The sequence below is a fragment of the Burkholderia sp. AU39826 genome (assembly GCF_020419965.1).
GTDB classification, from domain to species: Bacteria; Pseudomonadota; Gammaproteobacteria; order Burkholderiales; family Burkholderiaceae; genus Burkholderia; species Burkholderia semiarida.
Genome location: NZ_JAIZQG010000006.1, coordinates 69,603 through 92,548, shown reverse-complemented (window position 1 = coordinate 92,548; position 22,946 = coordinate 69,603). Strand labels below are relative to the sequence as shown.

Here is a 22,946-nt window from a genome sequence, read left to right as displayed (position 1 = left end):
TCAGGAAATCCTTTGATGAAATCCATTCGTTCCCTGCTGCTCGCCGCGATGTTCGCGGGCGGTCTTGCCGGCGCGCCGACGGCGTTCGCGAAACCGCCGGTGCCGCCGGCAGTCGCACCCACGGTGGCCGTCGGTCCGCAGTACGACACGACGCACGTGTGCGTCGCTCCCGAAGACTTCGACCGCTTCACCGACAGCTTCGTCGCGACGTTCGGCGGCAAGAAGTCAAAGCAGGGCGTGTTCCAGGTCACGCCGACGCCGAGCCAGACGATGTCGCAGCTCGTGCTGACGCCGGTCGGCACGATCTCGGTGTTCGGTTTCAAGACGCCGATCCCGTATCCGTTCTGCGCGGAGCGCACCGGCTATCTCGTCACCGACATGGACGTCGCGGTGAAGTCGGCGCGCGAGCACGGCGCCGATGTGATCGTCGACACGTTCCCCGACCCGATCGGCCGCGACGCGATCATCACGTGGGCGGGCGGCGTGAACATGCAGTTGTACTGGCACACGCAGGCGCCGCACTACGATGCGTTGCAGACCATTCCCGAGAATCGCGTCTACGTGTCGCCGCAAAGCGTGCGCAAGTTCGTGCACGATTTCGTCAAGTTCTCGAAAGGCAAGGTGGTGTCCGACGACCCGAAGGCGCCGGGCATCGAAATCGGCCGGCCGGACGATACGTACCGCCGCATTCGCATCGAGTCGGGCTTCGGCAAGATGACCGTGCTGGTGACGGACGGCCATCTGCCGTACCCGTTCGGGCGCGAGATGACCGGCTACGAAGTGCCCGATCTCGCCGCGACGCTGAAGCAGGCCGAAGCCGCGGGCGTGACGGTGCTCGTGCCGCCGTTCAAGTCGGACGGGCGCGACGCGGCGCTCGTGCAGTTCCCGGGCGGCTACGTCGCCGAGATTCACGCGAGCGCGGCGCGATGAAGCACGAGGACACGATCCTTGCCGCGGTGGCCGGCTTCGTCGACACGCTGAGCTTCGTCGCGCTGTTCGGGCTGTTCACCGCGCACGTGACCGGCAACTTCGTGCTGATCGGCGCGGGCATCGCGGGCTTCGGCCAGGGCGTCGTGCTGAAGCTCAGCGTGTTTCCGGCGTTCGTGTGCGGCGTGATCGCGGCGAGCCTGATCGCGCGGTCGATGGCCGCGCGGCCCGCGTGGCAGGGCATGCGCGTGCTGCACACGGTGCAGGCCGTGCTGCTGCTCGGCTTCTGCGCGGCCGGCGTGTGGGCGACGCCCGTCACGCAGCCCGACAGCCTGCCGGCGCTCTTGGCCGGCATCGTCGGCACGTTCGCGATGGGCGTGCAGAACGCGCATCCGCGCGTGATCGCGCGCGCGGGCGGCGTGCCGAACACGGTGATGACCGGCAACGTCACGCAGGCGATCCTCGACGTCGTCGACATGCTGTCCGCCCGCACGGCCGACGGTGCGCGGGCAACGGCGCGCGCGCGCTTCGCGAAGATGCTGCCGGCGATCGTCGCGTTCGCGCTGGGTGCGGCGGGCGGTGCGCTCGGGTTCCGCTACGTCGGGTTTCTGGCGTTGCTCGCGCCCGTGGTTGCGCTGGCCGTGCTTGCGCTGTGTGCGTCGCGGGCGGCCGGTACGACCACCCCGGAGCGCGCATGATCGAGCGGAGGCGAACGCGGTCCTGCCGCCGCCGCGTCGAGCGGGCCGCGCGGTTGTCGATCGTCGCCGGGCTGCTGTTCGCGGGCGCCGATGCGGTCGCGGAAACGGCAGCCGCGTCGACCTCGCCTGCGTCGTCGGCGTCGACCTGCACCGTCAAACGCCCGACCGTCCTGTTCAACCGCTGGCAGGAAGACTGGTCGGTGCTCGCGAATCCGTGCGTGCCGCGCAAGCCGCTCGACGGATTGAAGTACCTCCCGCTCGGCAACGATCCGCAATCCTATCTGTCGCTCGGCGTGAACCTGCGCGAGCGGCTCGAGACAAACGACGCGCCGCTGTTCGGCATCGGCTCCGCGCAATCGGATACGTACGTGATCCAGCGCGTCGAAGTGCATGCCGATGCGCATCTCGGCCCGCACTGGCAATTCTTCGTGCAATTGCAGGACGCACGCGCGTTCGGCAAGAACACGGCGTCGCCCGTCGACAGGAATCCGCTCGATCTCGAACAGGCATTCGCGACCTACACGGGCGCGCTCGGCGGCGGCACGGTCAAGTTTCGCGTCGGCCGGCAGGAGATGGCGTTCGACCTGCAGCGCTTCATCGCCGCGCGCGACGGCCCGAACGTGCGGCTCGCGTTCGATGCGGTGTGGGCCGATTACGAATACGGGAAGTGGCGCTTCATCGGCTATGCGACGCAGCCGGTGCAGAACCGCAACGCGTCCGATTTCGACGACGTGTCGAATCGCGATCTCACGTTCAGCGGCGTGCGCTTCGAGCGGCAATCGGTCGGGCCGGGCGACCTGTCCGGCTACTGGTCGCGCTACAACCGCCGCAATGCGCGGTTCCTCGATGCGAGCGGCCCCGAGCATCGCGATGTATGGGACGTTCGCTACGCGGGCACGCACGGGCGCTTCGACTGGGATCTCGAAACGATGCTGCAGACCGGCACGGTCGGCAACGCCACGATCGGCGCGTGGGCCGTCGGATCGATCGCCGGCTACAGGCTCGACGCGCCGTGGTCGCCGCGCATCGCGCTGCAGGTCGATGCGGCATCGGGCGACCGGCATTCGCGCGACGGCCGCGTCGGCACGTTCAATCCGCTGTTTCCGAACGGCTATTACTTCACGCTGGCCGGCTATACGAGTTACGCGAACCTGATCCACGTGAAGCCGTCCGTGACGCTGAAACCGGCGGCGAACCTGTCGCTGCTCGGCGCGCTGGGCTTCCAGTGGCGCGAGACGACCGGCGACGCCGTCTATCAGCAGCCGAACATCCCCGTGCCGGGCACGGCAGGCAAGGGCGGCCTGTGGACGGGCATGTACGTGCAGTTGCGCGCGGACTGGACGATCGCCGCGAACCTGATCGGCGCGGTCGAGGCCGTGCACTTCCAGGTCGGCGACGCGATCCGGCAGGCGGGCGGGCACAACGCGGATTACGTCGGTGTCGAGCTGAAGTACGGGTGGTGACGGCCGCGCGCGGCAACCCGCCCGCGGCATGAACAAGGGCAGCCCCGCGGGGCTGCCCTTCGTTCGTCCGGGGTCCGGGCCGGCCGTGCGACCGGCCCCGTTCGCGGTGGACGCGATGCGATTACAGGTTCGGCGACAGCGCGAGCGCGTTCGTCAGGTCGCCCATCGGCTGCGCGCCGTTCGCCTTCAGCGCGTCGTCGCGTTGCTGCAGGCCCGCGAGGCGCGGCAGCGAGAAGCGGCGCGTGATGAAGCGCAGGATCGAGCCCGTGTCGTACTGCGTATGATCGACGAAGCCCTTCTTCGCGAACGGCGACACGATCAGCGCCGGAATGCGCGTGCCCGGGCCCCAGCGGTCGGCGTTCGGCGGCGTCGCATGATCCCAGAAGCCGCCGTTTTCGTCGTACGTGACGACCACGACCATGTTCTTCCATTGCGGGCTGGCCTGCAGGTGCGCGATCACGTCGGCGATGTGCTGGTCGCCGGACGTGACGTCCGTGTAGCCCGGGTGTTCGTTCAGGTTGCCTTGCGGCTTGTAGAACGTGACCTGCGGCAGCGTGCCCGCATCGATCGCCTTGATGAACTCGGCGCCGTTCGCGCCGCCGTCGAGCAGGTGCTGCGCGCGGCTCGCGGTGCCCGGCGCCTGGTTCGCGAAGTAGTTGAACGGCTGGTGGTGCGGCTGGAAGTTCGGCGTCGACAGGTCGGCGCCGTAGATCACGTTCGACGTGCCGTTCTGGCTCGCCTGCAGCGCCTGGCCCCATGCGCCCGCATACCACGCCCACGACACGCCCGCGTTGGTCATCAGGTCGCCGATGTTGGTCGCCGTCTGCGGCGGCATCGTCGACGGATTGGCCGGGTCGGCGAGCAGCGGGTCGCCGCCCGCGGCCGCCTTGTTGCCGCTCGGCTGATACGCCGGCTGCATCGTATTGATGCCGTAGAAGTCGGGCGTGAGCGCGCCGTCGTTGACGAACTTCGGCGGGCCGCTCAGCGCGGAGGCCGGCGAGTTCGTCGCCACCTTCAGCGATTTGCCGTCGGCATTGAGCACGGCGATCTTGCCGGCCGCCGGGCTCTTGTCGGCGTTCGGGTAGTACGGTGCGCACGCGCAGATCAGGTACTGGTGGTTCAGGAACGAGCCGCCGAACGCGCCCATGAAGAAGTTGTCGGCCAGCACGTACTGCTGCGCGATCTTCCACAGCGGCAGCTTCGACGGATCGGCCGTGTAGTGGCCCATCGTCAGGCCGCCCGCGTCGGTCCATGCGGCGTACATGTCGTTCTTGCCGCCGTTGATCTGCATCTGGTCCTGGTAGAAGCGGTGCACGATGTCGCGCGTCGCGATGCTCATCGACTGGTTGAAGCCTTTCGGGTCGTCGATCGCGAACGGCGCGTTCGGCAGGTTCGCCGTCATCGCCTCGGTCACCGCCGGCGTGATGCCGGTCGCGGTCAGGCCGCCCCAGATCTTCGGCAGCGTCGCCATCGTCGAGCCGTCGCGATCCTTCTGCACCGAGTTCGCGGCCGTCGCGTTCTGCAGGCCGTTCGCGCCCGGGAAGTTGCCGTACAGGTTGTCGAAGCTGCGGTTTTCCGCGTAAATCACGACGACGTTCTTGACGGCCGACAGGCCCTGTTGCGTGACGTCGTCGCCGCCGCAGGCGGTCAGGCCGAGCGCGGCCGCAAGGGCGATCGGCGTGTAGCGAATCCAGGCGTGCTTCTTCATGCGATGTTCTCTCTCATTCGTCGTTGGTCGCGTGTGGGAACCGGGGGCGGGAGGGCCGGCGCGCGAACCTCGCGGTATCGCCCGGCTGCGCGCATTATCTGGAACCGATTTGACAGCCGGGTGTAGGGGTGCTTTCAATTGACTGTCGGTGGAACGTCATTGAACGGTCACGGAACTGACATAAGCTCCGGCCGGTTGCCCACCGCTACCAGAACAACGACGATGCACACCCTTCTGACATCCTGCGCGTCCGCGCGATCGCTGATCTCCGCCGCGGCGACGCTCGCGGTGGTCGGCGCGCTCGCGGCGTTCGCCGGTTGCGACGCGCGGCCCGGCACGACCGCATCGGCCGCGTCCGTCGTACCGGCGGCTCAGGCGGCCCCGGCCGCCCCGGCGGTCGCGCCGGCCAGCCAGCCGCAGACGCGCGCGCAGGTGTTCGAGGGCGTGAAGCAGATGACGGCGCTCGGCAAGCGGTTGTTCTTCGATCCGTCGCTGTCCGGGTCCGGCAAGCTGGCTTGCGCGTCGTGCCACAGCGCCGAGCATGCGTTCGGGCCACCGAATGCGCTGTCGGTGCAGCTCGGCGGCGACGACATGCACCGCACCGGCTTTCGCGCGGTGCCGTCGCTGAAGTACCTGCGCGGCATCCCGCCGTTCAGCGAGCACTTCCACGATTCGCCGGACGAAGGCGACGAAAGCGTCGACGCGGGTCCGACCGGCGGGCTGACCTGGGATGGCCGCGTCGATACGCGCGATGCGCAGGCGCGCATTCCGCTCACGTCGCCGTTCGAAATGAGCAGCTCGCCCGCGCGCGTGGCGAAGGCGGTTCGCGCCGCGCCGTATGCCGACGCATTCCGCAAGGCGTTCGGCGATCAGGTGCTCGGCGACGATCGCGCGACGTTCGATGCGGTGCTGCGCGCGCTCGACGCATTCCAGCAGCAGCCGGCGCTGTTCGATCCGTACACGAGCAAATACGACGCGTATCTGGCCGGCCACGCGCGGCTCACGCCCGCGGAGTTGCACGGGCTGCAGCTGTTCAACGACGAAAAGAAGGGCAACTGCGCGAGTTGCCACATCAGCCAGCGCACGCTCGAAGGCGGCCCGCCGCAGTTCAGCGATTTCGGGCTGATCGCGATCGCGGTGCCGCGCAACCGCGCGTTGCCTGTCAATCGCGACCCGCGCTTTTACGATCTCGGCGCGTGCGGGCCTGAGCGCACCGACCTGAAAGGGCGTGACGAATTCTGCGGGCTGTTCCGCACGCCGTCGCTGCGCAACGTCGCGCTGCGCAAGACGTTCTTCCACAACGGCGTGTATCACTCGCTCGAGGACGTGATGCGCTTCTACGTCGAACGCGACATCCATCCGGAGAAGTTCTATCCGGTCGTGCACGGCAAGGTGCAGATCTACGACGATTTGCCGAAGCGCTACTGGACGAACATCAACCGCGAGCCGCCGTTCGACCGCAAGCGCGGCGACCAGCCGGCGCTGAATGCGGCCGAGATCAAGGACGTGATCGCGTTCCTCGGCACGCTGACTGACGGATATCAGCAAACGGGCGCACCGGCCAAGCCCTAGCAGGCATTCATCGCAGCACGCATGCTATGCTCGCTCGCTGACGGGCGTGGCGCGTGCCGGAGCGCCGGCCGCCGGAGGGCCGGCCGCCGGAAGGCCGGCATGCGCCGCGCCGTTCGATCGAACATCCAAGGAGAAAAACATGTCGATGCGTGCATCCCTTTCCGTCGTCACGCGCGTGCTGGCCGGCGCCGCGTGCGCAGCCGCGATGCTGCCCGCCCATGCGCAGAACAACCTGAACTTCCTGAACGACACGCCGATCAGCTATTTCAGCAAGGCCGACCGTGCGTCGCTCTCGAAGGCGGTCGTGCAGGCGCGTGACGAAGGCAAGGACGGCGAAACCACGACGTGGCAGAGCAGCGGCCGCGGCACGCAGATCGACGCGAAGCTCACGCCGAGCACGACCGAGGCGGACGGCAAAACCTGCCGCGAAATCGCGACCGAAATCACGGCGAAGGGCCAGACGATGACGCTCAAGCCCGTCTACTGCAAGACGGCCGCGGGCAAGTGGCAGTTGCAGAAGCGCTGAGCACGCGCGTGACGAAACGGGGCGGCGCGCCGCGCACCGTGTCGTGCGGCGTCGTGATCCTCGATGCGGCCGGCCGCGTGTTCCTCGCGCACGCGACCGACACCACGCACTGGGACATCCCGAAGGGGCAGGGCGAGCCGGGCGAGACGCCGGCCGACGCCGCGCTGCGCGAACTGCTGGAGGAAACCGGCATCGAGCTGGACGCCGCGCGACTGCTCGATCTCGGCCGCTTCGCGTACCGGCACGACAAGGACCTGCACCTGTTCGCGGTGCTGGCGGCCGAAGGCGAGATCGACCCCGCGCACTGCACGTGTACGTCGCTGTTTCCGAGCCGCCGCGACGGCTCGATGATTCCGGAGATGGATGCGTACCGCTGGACCGTGCCGGGCGACATCGATGCGTATGCGAGCCGCAGTCTCGCGCGGCTGTTTCGCACGAAGCTGTCGCTGGTGGAGCTGCATCGGCGGTTGTCGGGTGCGTGAACGGACGCTGCCGCGTTTCGCTTCGACTCACATGAAAAAACCGGCCCTGGAGCCGGTTTTTTCATGATCAGGCAACGACGGCTTGCGAATCCGCATGCCGCCGCGCGGAGCAGGCCGTCAAGCCGGCTTGCCCCAGCTGTCGCGCAACCCGACGATCCGGTTGAACACCGGCTTGCCCGGCTTCGAATCGACACGATCCGCAACGAAGTAGCCGTGGCGCTCGAACTGCACGCGCGTTTCCGGCGCGATGTCGCCGTTGCCCGGCTCGACGTACGCCTGCACGATCTTCTTCGAATCGGGGTTCAGCGCGTCGAGGAAGTTCGCGCCGCCCGCGTCCGGATGCGGTTCCTTGAACAGACGGTCGTAGATTCGCACTTCGGCCGGCTGCGCGTGCTTCGCGCTGACCCAGTGGATGTTGCCCTTGACCTTGTAGTTGTTCGCGCCTTCGGTGCCCGACTTGCTGTCCGGGAAGTAGTTGCAGTGCACGGCCGTCACGTTGCCGTCGGCGTCCTTGTCGAAGCCCGTGCATTCGATCACGTAGCCGTAGCGCAGGCGTACCTTGTTGCCCGGGAACAGACGGAAATAGCCCTTCGGCGGATGCTCGACGAAATCCTCGCGCTCGATCCACAGTTCGCGCGAGATCGGGAACGTGCGCACGCCGCGGTCCGGATGATGCGGATGCACGGGCGCCGTGCAGGCTTCCTCGAGGTCTTCCGGATAGTTGTCGATCACGAGCTTCAGCGGATCGAGCACCGCGACCGTACGCGCGGCCTTGTCGTCGAGGTCGTCGCGCAGCGCGCCTTCGAAGACGCTCATGTCGATCCACGAATCGATCTTCGTCACGCCGATCCGCTCGCAGAACAGGTGAATGCTCTCGGGCGTGAAGCCGCGGCGGCGCACGCCGACGATCGTCGGCATGCGCGGGTCGTCCCAGCCGTCGACGTGGCCTTCGGTGACGAGCTGCAGCAGCTTGCGCTTGCTGGTGATCGCGTACGTGAGGTTCAGCCGGGAGAATTCGATCTGCTGCGGCAGCGGGCGCGTGAACACGCCGGCTTCCGCGAGTTCGTTCAGCACCCAGTCGTACAGCGGGCGGTGATCCTCGAATTCGAGCGTGCACAGCGAATGCGTGATGCCTTCGAGCGCATCCGAGATGCAGTGCGTGTAGTCGTACATCGGATACACGCACCATGCGTCGCCGGTGCGGTAGTGGTGCGCGTAGCGGATCCGGTAGATCACCGGGTCCCGCATGTTCATGTTCGGCGAAGCCATGTCGATCTTCGCGCGCAGCACGTGCTCGCCTTCCTTGAACTCGCCGGCCTTCATCCGGCGGAACAGGTCGAGGTTTTCGTCCGGCGTGCGCTCGCGGAACGGCGACGGCTTGCCGCCTTCGGTCAGCGAGCCGCGGTTCGCGCGCATTTCGTCGGCGCTCTGGCTGTCGACGTACGCCTTGCCGCGCTTGATCAGCAGCTCGGCGAACTCGTACAACTTGTCGTAGTAGTCGCTCGCGAAATACTGGTGATCGACCGCGTCCTTGCGCCAGTCGAAGCCGAGCCAGCGCACCGCGTCGACGATCGAGTCGACGTATTCGACGCTTTCCTTTTCCGGGTTCGTGTCGTCGAAGCGCAGGTGGCACACGCCGCCGTAGTCGCGCGCGACGCTGAAGTTCAGGCAGATGCTCTTCGCGTGACCGATATGCAGATAGCCGTTCGGCTCGGGCGGGAAGCGCGTCTCGACGCGGCCGCCCCATTTGCCGGTGCGGTTGTCGTCGTCGATGATGTTGCGGATGAAATTGGAAGCCGCGGGGGCGTCGTTGCGTTCGGTGCTCATGCGGTTGGCGTCAGGGTTGTGTCGGCGCGTCGCGCCGGTTTAATCCTGTAATTCTACCTGACCGGGGTCCGTCCCGCGCGGCCTGCCGGTCGGCGGCGGTCCGTTCGCGATGCGTGTCGCAATATATCGAGTGTGTGTCGGCTGTAACACGACGTAAATCGGATTGCCCGCGCCGTTCGGCTTTTCCTATGATGGCTTTACCGATTCAACGCCGCCGGTCGCAATTTTGCGCGGTGGAAGGAAGCCAACAACCATGATGAAGAAGACCACTTTTCTCGTTCGTACCGCGGTAATCGTCGCGGCCCTGTCGCAACTCGGCGCATGCGCGATGACGCATACGCAGCGCAATGCCGGGATCGGCGCGGCTGCGGGCGGCGCGCTCGGCTACCTGATCACGGGCGGCCCGGTCGGCACGGTGGCCGGCGCGGCGGCAGGCGGCCTGGTCGGCGCCGGCGTACGCTGATTCACGTCGGCGGGCGCCCGCGACGCGGGCGCTTGACCGCCGGCCACGGTCGTGCGCCTGCCTGAACGCGTCACGACCCGCTCGAAGTTCAAGCACATCCCCCGGATTTTGACAGGCACCATCAGGGAGAGGCGGGTGTGCGACACTGCGTCGACGCTACTACATGACTCTATTCGTCGACGAATCCTTCCATGACCGACTCCGTCGTTTTCGTCTTGCCGGGTTACGCCAATTCGGGCCCGCTTCACTGGCAAAGCCGTTGGGAGCGTGCCGATCCGCGTTTCGTGCGGATTGCGATGCCGGACTGGAACCACGCGTTCCGCAATGGCTGGTGTTTCGCGCTCGATCGTGCGATCGAAGCCGCGCGCGGGCCCGTGCTCATCGCCGCCCATAGTCTCGGCACCCTGACCACCGCATGGTGGGCGACCCGCTACGCGCGGCCGGCCGCGCTCGCGAAAGTGCGCGGCGCATTGCTGGTCGCGCTGCCCGATCCTGCCGGGCCGGCGTTTCCGGCCGACGCGCACGGCTTCGGCCCGGTGCCGCACGAGCGAGTGCCGTTTCCGACCTGCGTCGTCGCGAGCAGCGACGATCCGTACGGTTCGCTCGCGTTCGCACGCGGCTGCGCGCACGCGTGGGGCAGCGCCTTTCACCACATCGGCCCGCGCGGCCACATCAACGCGGACATCGGGCTCGGCGACTGGCCGGAAGCGCGCGGCTGGCTCGAGGCGCTGGGGACGACGGGCTGACCGCCGGACGTGGTTCACCGAATCGGACACATTTTTTAACCAAGCGCGAATTTCATGCGATGCGTCGCGGCGCGACGTGCGCCTTGCTGCGCGTACGATTGTCTTGGGCGCGACGCGCAACCGATTGCGTGTTGTGACCAACCCCATGACTTTCTGATCGGCCGGGCCGATGAAGTGACGGCCTGTTCAATTCGATTGGAAGGAGGGGCCATGTCGAGCGGCGCAAGGCGAGGCCGATGCGAAGCAACTGTTCGACTGGGCTCCGAGGGGAACCGCGGTGCAGGTATCGTGAAGATCGCATCGGCAACGCGATTCGCGATCCCGTGTCTGGCGATGCTGATCGGTCTGCTCGCCGGTTTCGGCTGGCGCAGCCTCGCCGACTGGACCGACAGCCCCATACGGATCGATCCCGGCACCGACCTGCTCAGCGTGCTGCCCGACGAAGTGATGTCGCTGACCTATACGACCGCTGCGCTCACGCTGACCGCGCAGCGCTCACAGCCCGCGGCGCGGTTCGCGGTGCAGGTGACTTATGCGGATGGGCGTGCCCCCCGGCAATGCGTGGCGTCGGCGGATCTGGCCGCGCACCTCGAGTCCTTTTCGACGATCGTCGCGCAACGGCAGCTCGACCCGGCCGACCTCGCGCGCGAATTTCCACGGCAGATCGGGCGGCTGGATATCCGTGATCGCATTGCGTCCGAGCCGCCGCCGCCGGTCGTCTTCCTGGCCGCGGCGGATTCGGACGCGGTCGCCATCGCCGTCGACGGTCTGTGGGCCGGGCACGGTGGCTACGCGGCCGTCGTGCGTTCGCCATCGCGCGCGGCGCTTGCGGCGCTGGCCGGCGGCTGCGATACGCTGGCCCGGCGCTGACCGGACGGCGGGCGCTCCCGTTCCGGCCCGCCGCCGCGCCGCTCAAATCGCCTGCTTCGCCTTCAACGCGGCGATCCGCTCGTCGTCGTAGCCGAGCATGTCGCGCAGCACGTCTTCCGTCTGCGCGCCGAGCAGCGGCGGGGCCGTGCGCGCGTCGGGCGGCGTCGCGCTCATCCGGATCGGGTTGCGCACGAGCTTCACGTCCGCGCCGCACGGATGCGGCAGCGACACCTGCATCCCGCGCGCGACCACCTGCTCGTTGTCGAACACCTCGCCGAGATCGTTGATCGGCCCGCACGGCACGCCGGCCGCTTCCAGCGCGCCGATCCAGTCGGCCTTGTCGCGCGCCTTCACCATCTCCGCGAGGATCGGCACCAGCGTGTCGCGATGGCGCACGCGCGACGGATTGGTCGCGAACCGTTCGTCGTCGGCCAGCTCGGGCCGGCCGCCGGCCTCGACGAACTTGCGGAACTGCCCGTCGTTGCCGACCGCGACGATGATCCAGCCGTCGCGCGTCTGGAACGTCTGGTACGGCACGATGTTCGGATGCGCGTTGCCCCATCGCACCGGCGGTTTGCCGCTCGCGAGGAAGTTGGTGTTCATGTTCGCGAGCAGCGCGACCTGCACGTCGAGCAGCGCCATGTCGATGTACTGGCCTTCGCCCGTGCGGTCGCGGTGTGCGAGGGCGGCGAGCACGGCGATGGTCGAATAGAGGCCGGTCGCGAGATCGGCGATCGCGACGCCGGCCTTCTGCGGGCCGCCGCCCGGCTCGCCGTCGCGCTCGCCGGTGATGCTCATGAAGCCGCCGATCCCCTGCACGATGAAGTCGTAGCCCGCGCGATGCGCGTACGGGCCGGTCTGGCCGAAGCCGGTGACCGAGCAGTAGACGAGATCGGGCTTCACCGCCCGCAGCGAGTCGTAGTCGAGCCCGTATTTCTTCAACTGGCCGACCTTGTAGTTCTCGAGCACGACGTCGCTTTGCGCGGCAAGCTCGCGCACGATCTGCTGGCCTTCCGGCGTCGCGATGTCGACCGTCACCGAGCGCTTGTTGCGGTTCGCCGCGAGGTAGTACGCGGCCTCGGCGGTATCCGCGCCGTCCGCGTCCTTCAGGTACGGCGGCCCCCAGTGGCGCGTGTCGTCGCCGGCGCCCGGGCGCTCGACCTTGATCACGTCCGCGCCGAAATCGGCTAGGGTCTGCGCGCACCACGGGCCCGCGAGCACGCGGGTCAGGTCCAGCACGCGGATATGGCTCAGGGCACCCATCGTCGAATCGTCTCCTTTCATGGCGGGCCTGCGTTGTCGGGCAAGGCCGATTGGCATGCCGAGCATCTTAAGGCGAATCGGCCGCGCGGGTGGCCTGGCGCCCGTTATCAGCGGGAACAGGCTCCGACCGGTCGTCCGGAGGGTCGAGCCGCCTCGCCGGCGCTTTGCCCGGAAGCCGGCCCCGATCCCGTATAATCGATCGTTTCCGAATCCATGCCGCCGCGCGCCCCGCCTGGGGCGCCGGCGTTTGAAGCCGTCTTTGCCAGACTGTCCCCGCACGCCATGAAAGCTGCCGAAATCCGCGAGAAATTCCTCAAATTCTTCGAATCGAAGGGCCACACGATCGTCCGCTCGTCGAGCCTCGTGCCCGGTAACGACCCCACGCTGATGTTCACGAACTCGGGCATGGTCCAGTTCAAGGACGTCTTCCTCGGCACGGACCCGCGCCCGTACTCGCGCGCCACCACGGCACAGCGCAGCGTGCGCGCGGGCGGCAAGCACAACGACCTCGAGAACGTCGGCTACACGGCGCGCCACCACACGTTCTTCGAGATGCTCGGCAACTTCTCGTTCGGCGACTACTTCAAGCAGGACGCGATCAAGTTCGCGTGGGAGCTGCTGACCACGGTCTACCAGCTGCCGAAGGACAAGCTGTGGGTGACCGTCTACCAGGAAGACGACGAAGCCTACGACATCTGGGCGAAGGAAGTCGGCGTGCCGACCGAGCGGATCATCCGGATCGGCGACAACAAGGGCGCGCGCTACGCGTCGGACAACTTCTGGACGATGGGCGACACCGGCCCGTGCGGCCCGTGCACGGAAATCTTCTACGACCACGGCCCGGACGTGTGGGGCGGCCCGCCGGGGTCGCCCGAAGAAGACGGCGACCGCTACATCGAGATCTGGAACCTCGTGTTCATGCAGTTCAACCGCGACGCGCAGGGCAACATGACGCGCCTGCCGAAGCAGTCGGTCGACACCGGCATGGGCCTCGAGCGTCTCGCCGCGGTGCTGCAGCACGTGCACAGCAACTACGAGATCGACCTGTTCCAGAACCTGATCAAGGCCGCCGCGCGCGTGACCGAGATCAACGACCTCACGAACAACTCGCTGAAGGTGATCGCCGATCACATCCGCGCGTGCTCGTTCCTGATCGTCGACGGCGTGATTCCCGGCAACGAAGGCCGCGGCTACGTGCTGCGCCGGATCGTACGCCGCGCGATCCGCCACGGCTACAAGCTCGGCCGCAAGGGCGCGTTCTTCCACAAGCTGGTGGCCGATCTCGTCGCCGAGATGGGCACCGCCTATCCGGAGCTGAAGGAAGCCGAGCAGCGCGTGACCGACGTGCTGCGTCAGGAAGAAGAGCGCTTCTTCGAGACGATCGAGCACGGCATGTCGATCCTCGAAGCCGCGCTTGCCGACGTCGACGCGAAGGGCGGCAAGGTGCTCGACGGCGAGCTCGCATTCAAGCTGCACGACACGTACGGCTTCCCGCTGGACCTGACGGCCGACGTGTGCCGCGAGCGCGGGATGACGGTGGACGAGCCGGCATTCGACGACGCGATGGCGCGCCAGCGCGAGCAGGCGCGCGCGGCCGGCAAGTTCAAGGCCACGCAGGGCCTCGAATACTCGGGCGCGAAGACGACCTTCCACGGTTACGAGGAAATCGCGTTCGACGACGCAAAGGTCGTCGCGCTGTACGTCGACGGTTCGGCTGTCAACGAAGTGAGGGCCGGCCAGGATGCGGTCGTCGTGCTCGACCACACGCCGTTCTACGCGGAATCGGGCGGCCAGGTCGGCGACCAGGGCGTGCTCGCGAACGCCGCGACGCGCTTCTCGGTGGCCGACACGCTGAAGGTGCAGGCCGACGTGATCGGCCATCACGGCACGCTGGAGCAGGGCACGCTGAAGGTCGGCGACGTGCTGCGCGCGGAAATCGACGCGCATCGCCGCGCGCGCACGCAGCGCAACCACTCGGCCACCCACCTGATGCACAAGGCGCTGCGCGAAGTGCTCGGCGCGCACGTGCAGCAGAAGGGTTCGCTCGTCGACGCGGAAAAGACCCGTTTCGACTTCGCGCACAACGCACCGATGACCGACGACGAAATCCGTCGCGTCGAGCAGATCGTCAACGACGAGATCCTGGCCAACGCGCCGGGCATCGTGCGCGTGATGCCGTACGACGAAGCGGTGAAGGGCGGCGCGATGGCGCTGTTCGGCGAGAAGTACGGCGATGAAGTGCGCGTGCTCGATCTCGGCTTCTCGCGCGAACTGTGCGGCGGCACGCACGTGCACCGCACCGGCGACATCGGTCTGTTCAAGATCGTGATGGAAGGCGGCGTCGCGGCCGGCATCCGCCGCGTCGAGGCGATCACCGGCGACAACGCGGTGCGCTACGTGCAGGAGCTCGACGCGCGCGTGAACGAAGCGGCAGCGGCGCTGAAGGCGCAGCCGTCGGAACTCACGCAGCGGATCGCGCAGGTGCAGGAGCAGGTGAAGTCGCTCGAGAAGGAGCTGGGCGCGCTGAAGTCGAAGCTCGCATCGAGCCAGGGCGACGAGCTCGCGCAGCAGGCCGTCGAAATCGGCGGCGTGTACGTGCTGGCCGCGACGCTCGACGGCGCCGATGCGAAGACGCTGCGCGAAACGGTCGACAAGCTCAAGGACAAGCTGAAGAGCGCGGCGATCGTGCTGGCCGCCGTCGAAGGCGGCAAGGTCAGCCTGATCGCGGGCGTCACGCCGGACGCGAGCAAGAAGGTCAAGGCCGGCGAGCTCGTGAACTTCGTCGCGCAGCAAGTGGGCGGCAAGGGCGGCGGCCGTCCGGACATGGCGCAGGCGGGCGGCACCGAGCCGGCGAACCTGCCGGGCGCGCTGGCCGGCGTGAAGGGCTGGATCGAGGAACGGCTCTGATCGTTGCACGACCGACGCGATGCGGTCGCAATGACGGCATCGCGTGAATCGAAAAACGACCCGATCGGCAGATGCCGGTCGGGTCGTTTTGTTTGTGCGGCTCATGCGCGTCGCTCGAGGCGGCGCGCGTGCGCACGGGTCACGCCGGCACGGTCGGCCTCGGCTGCGCCACGTCGCCGGGCCGCCGCGCGGCGTCGGTGAGCGCATCGCGCAGCGCGGCGAGCGCCGCCGACGCATGACCGCGCCGCCACCCGAGCAGCGTGTCGATGCCTTCGAGTTCGGGAATCGTGTGCGCGGCGACGTTGCCTGTCTCGGGTTGCAGATCGAGCACCGAACGCGGCGCGACCGCGATGCCCGCGCCGGCCGCGACGCACGCGACGATCGCGTGATACGAGCCGAGCTCGAGCACGCGCGCCGGCTTCACGCCGTGCGCCGCATACCACTGCTCGACGTACTTGCGATACGCGCAGCCGCGCTCGAACGCGATCAGCGTCGGCAGGATCACGTCGCGCGGCGTACGCACCGGCGGATGGCCGCGCGGCGTGAGCAGCACGAGATCCTCACGGAAGATCGGCGCCGTCTCGAACGTGTCGGGCAGCGTGTCCGGCTCGGGCGGGCGCGCGAACAGCGCGGCGTCGATCTCGAAGTCGCGCACGCGGTCGATCAGGCACCCCGTCGTGCCCGTCACCAGTTCGAGCGACACGTCGGGCCATGCGTGGTGGTAGCGCGCGAGGATGGCCGGCAGCCGGCTCGCGGCCGTGCTTTCCATCGTGCCGAGCCGCAGCCGCCCGCGCGGCGTGTCCTCGCGCACCGCGTCGCGCGCCTCGTCGGCGAGCGCGAGCAGGCGCTCCGCATACGGCAGCAGCGTATGCCCGGCCGGCGTCAGCACGAGCCGGCGGCCGTCGCGCACGAACAGCGCCGCGCCGAGTTCCTCTTCCAGCTGCTTGATGCGCGTCGTGACGTTCGACTGCACGCGATTGAGCTTGGCCGCCGCGCGCGTCACGCCGTTCTCGCGCACGACCGCCCGGAAGATCGCCAGCGCCGAGAGGTCCATGATTCTCTCCAGAGGATGAGTCGATTCTCAATTATTCATTTTTCGAGAACGTTTGGTCAAGCTAGGATGGATCCATTCCGATTTCCGAGCGGCCGGCGCGCGACGTGCCGGCCCATGCCGCCATGTCCCGCTTCGATGCTTCGACCGCTGCTGCCCGCGCGTTTTCGTCCAACCAGGCAGACCGCCGCGCCCGCGCGGCCGCACTCGCCTGCATGGTCGGCCTGGCCGTCGTGCTCGGCGTCGGCCGTTTCGCGTTCACGCCGCTGTTGCCGCTGATGCTCGCGGACGGCTCGATCGGGCTGAAGGCCGGCAGTTGGCTCGCGTCGGCGAACTACGCGGGCTACTTCGCCGGCGCGGTCAGTTGCGCGGCGCTGCGCGTCGCGCCCGCGCGGATGGTGCGCTTCGGGCTCGCGGCGACCGTGCTGCTGACCGCGGCGATGGGCGTCGGCCACGGGTTGCCGGCGTGGCTCGTCGTGCGTTTCGTCGCGGGCGTCGTCAGCGCGTGGACGTTCGTGTTCATGTCGCAATGGGGGCTGCGGCGCCTGGCCGAGCTGCATGCGCCGAAATGGAGCGGGGTGATCTACGCGGGGCCGGGCGTCGGCATCGTGGCGACCGGGCTGATCGGCAGCGCGCGGGCCGGCCCGCCCGCGGCGGTGGGCTGGCTGGGCTTCGCGGCGTTGTCGGCCGTGCTGTCGGTCGCGATCTGGCGCACGTTCGGTGCGGCGCCGGCTTCGACCGCGGCCCCGCGCGCGCAGGCCATGCTGCCGGCCGCCGCGCCACATGCGGCGCCTGGCGCGTCCGCCGCGCCGGCGGCGCGGGCCGGCACGCGAAGCCGTCGCGCGGACGCCGCGTGGCTCGTCGTGCTGTACGGCGCGCCGGGCTTCGGCTACATCATCACCGCGACGTTCCTGCCGGTGATCGCGCGAGCCGCGCTGCCGGCCGGCTCGCCGTGGCCCGACCTGTTCTGGCCGATGTTCGGCGCGGCGCTGATCGTCGGCGCGATCACTGCCGCGCGGCTGCCCGGGCACTGGGACAACCGGCTGCTGCTGGCGGCCGGCTGCGCGACGCAGGCGCTCGGCATCGCGGCCGGGATCGTGTGGCCGAACGCGGCCGGTTTCTCGATCGGCAGCGCGCTGCTCGGCCTGCCGTTCACCGCGATCACGCTGTTCGCGATGCGCGAGGCGCGGCGCCTGCACGGCGAGCGCGCGGCCGGACTGATGGGCTACGCGACCGCGTCGTATGGCGTCGGGCAGATCCTCGGGCCGCTCGTCGCGGCGCCGCTGGCCGCGCGCTTCGGGTCGTTTACGCCCGCGCTGTGGGTCGCGGCGGCCGCGCTGCTGACGGGCGCCGCCGGTTTCGCGGCGACCGCCGCACGTGGGCGCCGGTCATCCTGACGCCAGCGGGGCCGGATCGTATCGGGCGCGGGCAAACTCGCTAGAATGAAGCCTTTCCCGCGCCGAGCGGGTGCCCGACGCGGCCTGCAGGCTACCGTCCGGCGCTCGCCATGCCCCATCGATGACCACCGCCGACTACCGTTTTTGCCCGCGCTGCGCGAGCCCGCTGACCGAGCGGGCCGATCCCGACCACGAAGGCGGCCGCATTCGCCAGGCCTGCCCCGACGATACCTGCGGCTACGTGCACTGGAACAACCCGCTGCCGGTCGTCGCCGCGATCGTCGAACTCGACGGCAAGATCCTGCTCGCGCGCAACGCGGCGTGGCCCGAGGGGATGTTCGCGCTGATTACCGGCTTCCTCGAAAACGGCGAGACGCCCGAGGACGGCATCGCGCGCGAGGTGTTCGAGGAAACCGCGCTGAAGGCCGAGCAGGTATCGCTCGTCGGCGTGTACGAATTCATCCGCAAGAACGAGCTGATCATCGCGTACCACGTGCGGGCGTCGGGTACGGTGTCGCTGTCGCCGGAATTGCTCGAATACAAGCTCGTCGATCCGCCGCTGCTGCGCCCGTGGCGCGCCGGCACGGGCGTCGCGCTCGCCGACTGGATGCGCGCGCGCGGCCTCGATTTCGAATTCGTCGACCGGCCGGGGCAGTGACGGGCCGGCCAGCCCGCAGCGCGCCGTTCGCCGTGCCGCGCGCGATCGCGACGCGGCACGGCGTTGCTGGCCGGCGCGCCGCGTGCTTCGGCCGCCGCGCGTCGTTCCAGTCGTCCCCATCGTCCGCATCGTTCCCTTCGCTTCCATCGTCCTGAGCGCCATCGCCATGTCCGACAAGCCGCAGCCGCGTCCGCGCGACGCCTATCGCCACTTCCTGCCGATCACGACCCGCTGGATGGACAACGACGTCTACGGGCACGTGAACAACGTCGTCTACTACAGCTACTTCGACACCGTCGTGAACGAGTACCTGATCCGCGCGGGCGTACTCGACGTCGAGCACGGGCAGACGATCGGGCTGGTCGTCGAGACGCAGTGCAACTATTTCGCGCCGCTCGTGTTCCCGCAATCGGTCGATGCGGGCCTGCGCGTCGTGAAGCTCGGCACGTCGAGCGTGCGCTACGAAGTCGGGCTGTTCGCGCAAGGCGATGCGTCGCCCGCCGCGCAGGGGCATTTCGTGCACGTGTACGTCGATCGCGGCACGCGCCGCCCGGTGCCGCTGCCCGACGCGCTGCGCGCCGCGCTCGAACCGCTCGCCGCCTGACGACGCGCGGTGCACGCGTTCGCGCTCCAGGCCTTCAACGGCCTCAGCTACGGCTTGCTGCTGTTCATGCTGTCGGCCGGCCTCACGTTGATCTTCAGCGTGCAGGGCGTACTCAACTTCGCGCATGCGAGCTTCTACATGCTCGGTGCGTACGTCGGCTACGGCATTGCGGCCCATGCGGGCTTCTGGCCCGCGCTCGTGCTCGCGCCGCTGGCGGTCGGGCTGCTCGGCGCCGGCTGCGAGCGCGTGCTGCTGCGCCGCGTGCAGGCGCGCGGCCATACGAGCGAACTGCTGCTGACCTTCGGGCTCGCGTACCTGATCGGCGAGGGCGCGAAACTCGCGTGGGGCCTCGCGCCGCTGCCGGCGCCCGTGCCGCCACTGTTCGACGGCGCGCCGGCGAACGTGTTCGGCCTCGCGCTGCCGCGTTACCGGCTGTTCATGATGGCGATGTCCGCGACGATGCTGATCGCGCTCGGCGTGTTGCTGCGCGCGTCGCGCCTCGGGCTCGTCGTGCGCGCGGCGCTCACGCATCGCGCCGCGGTCGAGGCGCTCGGCTACGACGTGCCACGCGTGATGACGGCGCTGTTCGGCGCGGGCACCGCGCTCGCGGCGCTGGCCGGAGTGATCGGCGCGCCGCTCGCGGTGATCGAACCGGCGCTGGCCGAGACCGTCGGGTCGGTCGTGTTCGCGATCGTCGTGATCGGCGGGCTCGGCTCGCTCGGCGGCGCGTTCGTCGCGTCGCTCGCGGTCGGCTTCGCGCAGACCTTCGCGGCCGCGAGCGACACGTCGCTGCGCGACCTCGCGCAATGGACGGGCCTCGCGTTGCCCGACAGCGTGGCCGCCGTGTCGATCGCGCAACTGGCGCCGCTCGTGCCGTACCTGCTGCTCGTCGCGGTACTGGTCGCGCGGCCGCGCGGGTTGTTCGGCGAGCGTGCCGATGCGTAGCCGCGCAGTGGCCGGATGCGCGCGCTGGGCGCTGTTCGCCGCCTGCTTCGCGCTGCCCGCGTGGCTGTGGCCGCACGGCGCGGTGCTCGGCTATCTCGCGCAGACGGCCGCGCTCGTCGTGCTCGCGCTGTCGTACAACCTGCAGCTCGGCACGACCGGGCTGCTGTCGTTCGGGCATGCGGCGTTCGCGGGCCTCGGCGCGTTCGCGGCCGCGCACTGGTTCAATCGCATCGGCGGCCCGCTGCCGCTGTTGCCGCTCGTCGGCGGCGCGGCCGGCGCGGGCTTCGGGTACGTCGCCGGGCTGCTGGCGACGCGCCGTTCCGGCACCGCGTTCGCGATGATCACGCTCGGGCTCGGCGAATGCGTCGCGGCGGCCGCATGGAGCGTGCCCGCGTGGTTCGGCGGGATCGGCGGCGTGCCGATCGACCGTGCGGGCGGCGCGCCGTGGGGCAACGGGTATTTCGGCGCGCCGGCGCACGCGTATGCGGTGATCGCCGCGTGGTGCGTCGTGTCGGCGTGGGCGATGCATGCGCTCACGCGCACGCCGCTCGCACGGCTCGCGAACGCGGTGCGCGACAACCCGGCGCGCGTCGCGGCGCTCGGCACCGACCCGCGTCGCGTGCGGCTCGCGATGGTTGTCTGCGCATCGTTCTTTGCGGGTATCGCCGGCACGCTGACGCTGATCGACGTCGAGATCGCGACGCCCGACAGCGTGTCGATGGCGCGCTCGGCGACCGTGCTGATCGCCGCGGTGATCGGCGGCACCGGCGCATTCTTCGGGCCGGCGGCCGGCGCGGCCGTGCTGACCGCGCTGAGTATCGGCGTCGCGGCCGTGTCGCGCGCGTGGGCGCTGTATCTCGGCGTGCTGTTCGTCGCGATCGTCGTGGCCGCGCCGGGCGGGATCGCGGGTGTGGCACAGGCGCTCGCGCGGGTGCTGCGGCGCGGCGCGCCGGCGGTCGAGCGGTGGCGCGCGCTGTGCGGCGTCGCCGCGTGCGCGTTCTGGGGCGTCGCGATCGTGTGCGCGGCCGAGCTCGGTTATGCATGGCGCTTCGCGCAGGACGACGGCGCGCGCCTCGCGTTCGGCGCATGGGGCATCGGCGCCGATACGCCGATCGGCTGGGCCGTCGCGGTTGCGGCTGCCGGCATCGGCACGCTGCTGTGGAGCTGGCGCGCGCGGCTCGGGCACGGCGCGGCGGTCGCCACGCGGGAGAACGCGCGATGAACGGCAACGCGATCGCGCTTCACGGCGTCGTGCAGCGCTTCGGCGCGCAGACCGTGCTCGACGGTGTCGATCTGAGCATCGCGGCCGGCGAGCGCCACGCGCTGATCGGGCCGAACGGCGCGGGCAAGTCGACGCTGTTCGGCGTGATCGCCGGCGCGACGCGGCCGACGCGCGGGCGCGTCGTGCTGCACGGTGTCGAGCTGCGCGGGCGCGGGCCGGTCGTCGCGAGCCGCCTCGGCATCGGCCGCAGTTTCCAGCAGACGAGCGTATTCGCGCGCCTGAGCGTATTCGACAACCTGCGCTGCGCGGCGCTGCACGCGCCGGCCGAGCGGCGGCGCTGGTGGAACCGGCTGCGCGAATCGGCGTCGGTCGATCTCGCGGCCGCGCGCGTGCTGCACGACATCGGCCTCGACGCGCGGCGCGACACGCCGGCCGGCGAACTGAGCTATGCGGAGCAGCGCGCGCTCGATCTCGGCATCGCGCTCGCGAGCGGCGCGCGGACGCTGCTGCTCGACGAGCCGACGGCCGGCATGAGCCGCGTGCAGGCGGCGCGGATGATCGCGCTGATCCGCGCGACGACGCAGGGCCGCACGGTGCTGATGATCGAACACGACATGGACGCGGTGTTCGGTTTCGCCGAGCGCATCACGGTGCTCGTGCGCGGCGCGGTGGTCGCGACCGGCGCGCCCGATGCGATCCGCGCTGATGCGCGCGTGCGTGCCGCGTACCTGGGCGAGGGCGCGACATGAGCGCCGTGCTCGACATTCGCGGGCTGCGCGCGTGGTACGGGATGCAGCCCGTGCTCGACGGCGTCGATCTCGCGCTGGCGCCTGGCGAGACGCTCGCGCTGCTCGGCCGCAACGGCTCGGGTCGCTCGACGCTCGCGAAGGCCGTGATGGGGCTCGTGCGCACGGCCGGCTCGGTGCGCGTCGCCGGTGCCGAATGCGCGGGGGCGCGCACGTTCGAGATCGCGCGGCGCGGGGTGGCTTACGTTGCCGAAAGCCGCGACGTGTTTCCATTGCTGAGCGTGCGCGACAACCTGCGGCTCGGATTGCGCGGCGCGAGCGGCGCAGCCGAACGCACGGCGCTCGACCGCCTGTTCGAGCGTTTTCCGCTGCTGGCCGCGCGCGCGGACGTGAAAGCCGGGCGGCTGTCGGGCGGCGAGCAGCAGGTGCTCGCGCTGGTGCGCGCGCTTGCCGGCCGCCCGCGCGTGCTGATCGTCGACGAACCGGCCGAAGGGCTCGCGCCGCTCGCGGTCGGCGAGGTCGGCGCGTGCCTCGCCGCGCTGCAGGCCGACGGCGTCGCGATCGTGCTGATCGAGCAGCGGCTGCAGCTCGCACCGCGGCTCGCGCGGCGCGTCGCGGTGATGGGGCGGGGACGGATCGTCTACGACGGCGCGCTCGACGGGCTGGACGGCGAGGTCGTCCACGCATGGCTGAGCGCGGGCTGACGGCGCCCGGTCGATTGTTCGGCAAACTCCGCCAGTCAATTCGCGTCGAGCCGCTTTATCGCTGCGGTGCGGCAACGTAAATTGCCAGTCAGGCCGGTCGCCATCGCAACGCATCGATGCATCGATGCATCGACGCATCGTCGCGGCGACCGGCGCCATCCATCGAA

Annotated in this window: 21 protein-coding genes; 17 read left to right on the top strand and 4 right to left on the bottom strand. The window is 69.4% G+C overall.

What is annotated here, in order from left to right:
- The first annotated feature begins 15 nt into the window (after positions 1–15).
- Genes LGM42_RS14330 through LGM42_RS14320 form a run of 3 tightly spaced genes read left to right on the top strand, consistent with a single transcriptional unit; the run spans position 16 to position 3,088 of the window.
- Positions 16–930, top strand: coding sequence for a VOC family protein (locus LGM42_RS14330; RefSeq protein ID WP_226232517.1), 915 nt, complete (start codon positions 16–18; stop codon positions 928–930).
- Positions 927–1,625 carry a YoaK family protein gene (locus LGM42_RS14325; RefSeq protein ID WP_060316377.1) on the top strand — a complete coding sequence of 233 codons (699 nt, stop codon included), beginning with the start codon at positions 927–929 and terminating at the stop codon, positions 1,623–1,625. The genes LGM42_RS14330 and LGM42_RS14325 overlap by 4 nt, the downstream gene beginning before the upstream one ends.
- Complete coding sequence (locus tag LGM42_RS14320; RefSeq protein WP_226232516.1) at positions 1,622–3,088, top strand: alginate export family protein; 1,467 nt, start codon at positions 1,622–1,624, stop codon at positions 3,086–3,088. The genes LGM42_RS14325 and LGM42_RS14320 overlap by 4 nt, the downstream gene beginning before the upstream one ends.
- 121 nt (positions 3,089–3,209) lie before the next feature.
- Here LGM42_RS14320 and LGM42_RS14315 read toward each other — a convergent pair whose 3' ends face one another.
- A complete protein-coding gene (locus LGM42_RS14315; protein ID WP_060010109.1) occupies positions 3,210–4,796 on the bottom strand; it encodes an acid phosphatase in 1,587 nt (528 codons plus the stop codon).
- Between the two features lie 222 nt (positions 4,797–5,018).
- On the opposite strand from LGM42_RS14315, the gene LGM42_RS14310 reads away from it, so the two are divergent.
- From LGM42_RS14310 to LGM42_RS14300, 3 genes are all read left to right on the top strand, one after another.
- Positions 5,019–6,368 (top strand): cytochrome-c peroxidase, encoded by a 1,350-nt coding sequence (locus LGM42_RS14310; protein ID WP_060316372.1) that lies wholly within the window; start codon positions 5,019–5,021, stop codon positions 6,366–6,368.
- A 139-nt stretch (positions 6,369–6,507) separates the two neighbouring features.
- Complete coding sequence (locus tag LGM42_RS14305; RefSeq protein ID WP_059575947.1) at positions 6,508–6,894, top strand: hypothetical protein; 387 nt, start codon at positions 6,508–6,510, stop codon at positions 6,892–6,894.
- An 8-nt stretch (positions 6,895–6,902) separates the two neighbouring features.
- The gene (locus LGM42_RS14300; protein WP_059575946.1) at positions 6,903–7,376 is read left to right on the top strand and encodes an NUDIX hydrolase; all 474 of its coding nucleotides are present in this window, start codon (positions 6,903–6,905) and stop codon (positions 7,374–7,376) included.
- Between the two features lie 117 nt (positions 7,377–7,493).
- On the opposite strand, the gene LGM42_RS14295 is transcribed toward LGM42_RS14300, so the two are convergent.
- Positions 7,494–9,203, bottom strand: coding sequence for a glutamine--tRNA ligase/YqeY domain fusion protein (locus LGM42_RS14295; protein ID WP_226232515.1), 1,710 nt, complete (start codon positions 9,201–9,203; stop codon positions 7,494–7,496).
- A 253-nt stretch (positions 9,204–9,456) separates the two neighbouring features.
- On the opposite strand from LGM42_RS14295, the gene LGM42_RS14290 reads away from it, so the two are divergent.
- The 3 genes from LGM42_RS14290 (at position 9,457) to LGM42_RS14280 (ending at position 11,282) form a co-directional block, all read left to right on the top strand.
- On the top strand, positions 9,457–9,666 hold the full coding sequence (locus LGM42_RS14290) for an ornithine acetyltransferase (protein ID WP_006497729.1): 210 nt from the start codon (positions 9,457–9,459) through the stop codon (positions 9,664–9,666).
- 191 nt (positions 9,667–9,857) lie between these two features.
- The gene (locus LGM42_RS14285) at positions 9,858–10,412 is read left to right on the top strand and encodes an RBBP9/YdeN family alpha/beta hydrolase (protein WP_226232514.1); all 555 of its coding nucleotides are present in this window, start codon (positions 9,858–9,860) and stop codon (positions 10,410–10,412) included.
- A 288-nt stretch (positions 10,413–10,700) separates the two neighbouring features.
- A complete protein-coding gene (locus LGM42_RS14280) occupies positions 10,701–11,282 on the top strand; it encodes a hypothetical protein (RefSeq protein WP_226232513.1) in 582 nt (193 codons plus the stop codon).
- Positions 11,283–11,324: 42 nt separating this feature from the next.
- Here the strand turns inward: LGM42_RS14280 and LGM42_RS14275 are convergent, their stop codons facing one another.
- Positions 11,325–12,545 carry a CaiB/BaiF CoA transferase family protein gene (locus tag LGM42_RS14275; protein ID WP_060316353.1) on the bottom strand — a complete coding sequence of 407 codons (1,221 nt, stop codon included), beginning with the start codon at positions 12,543–12,545 and terminating at the stop codon, positions 11,325–11,327.
- A gap of 282 nt (positions 12,546–12,827) precedes the next feature.
- Between LGM42_RS14275 and alaS the strand changes: the two genes are divergently transcribed.
- A complete protein-coding gene (gene alaS, locus LGM42_RS14270; RefSeq protein ID WP_226232512.1) occupies positions 12,828–15,452 on the top strand; it encodes an alanine--tRNA ligase in 2,625 nt (874 codons plus the stop codon).
- Positions 15,453–15,591: 139 nt separating this feature from the next.
- On the opposite strand, the gene LGM42_RS14265 is transcribed toward alaS, so the two are convergent.
- Entirely contained in the window at positions 15,592–16,506 is a 915-nt protein-coding gene (locus tag LGM42_RS14265) for a LysR family transcriptional regulator (protein ID WP_124658938.1), read from the bottom strand.
- Positions 16,507–16,628: 122 nt separating this feature from the next.
- Between LGM42_RS14265 and LGM42_RS14260 the strand changes: the two genes are divergently transcribed.
- From LGM42_RS14260 to LGM42_RS14230, 7 genes are all read left to right on the top strand, one after another.
- On the top strand, positions 16,629–17,900 hold the full coding sequence (locus LGM42_RS14260) for a YbfB/YjiJ family MFS transporter (protein WP_226232511.1): 1,272 nt from the start codon (positions 16,629–16,631) through the stop codon (positions 17,898–17,900).
- A gap of 121 nt (positions 17,901–18,021) precedes the next feature.
- On the top strand, positions 18,022–18,558 hold the full coding sequence (locus LGM42_RS14255) for an NUDIX domain-containing protein (protein WP_059575932.1): 537 nt from the start codon (positions 18,022–18,024) through the stop codon (positions 18,556–18,558).
- Between the two features lie 166 nt (positions 18,559–18,724).
- Positions 18,725–19,162 carry an acyl-CoA thioesterase gene (locus LGM42_RS14250; protein ID WP_027787751.1) on the top strand — a complete coding sequence of 146 codons (438 nt, stop codon included), beginning with the start codon at positions 18,725–18,727 and terminating at the stop codon, positions 19,160–19,162.
- Between the two features lie 9 nt (positions 19,163–19,171).
- Complete coding sequence (locus LGM42_RS14245; RefSeq protein ID WP_059575930.1) at positions 19,172–20,107, top strand: branched-chain amino acid ABC transporter permease; 936 nt, start codon at positions 19,172–19,174, stop codon at positions 20,105–20,107.
- A complete protein-coding gene (locus LGM42_RS14240; RefSeq protein WP_226232510.1) occupies positions 20,100–21,329 on the top strand; it encodes a branched-chain amino acid ABC transporter permease in 1,230 nt (409 codons plus the stop codon). Before LGM42_RS14245 ends, LGM42_RS14240 begins: the two co-directional genes overlap by 8 nt.
- On the top strand, positions 21,326–22,078 hold the full coding sequence (locus LGM42_RS14235) for an ABC transporter ATP-binding protein (RefSeq protein ID WP_226232509.1): 753 nt from the start codon (positions 21,326–21,328) through the stop codon (positions 22,076–22,078). Before LGM42_RS14240 ends, LGM42_RS14235 begins: the two co-directional genes overlap by 4 nt.
- Entirely contained in the window at positions 22,075–22,779 is a 705-nt protein-coding gene (locus LGM42_RS14230; RefSeq protein WP_226232508.1) for an ABC transporter ATP-binding protein, read from the top strand. The genes LGM42_RS14235 and LGM42_RS14230 overlap by 4 nt, the downstream gene beginning before the upstream one ends.
- Positions 22,780–22,946 lie beyond the last annotated feature (167 nt).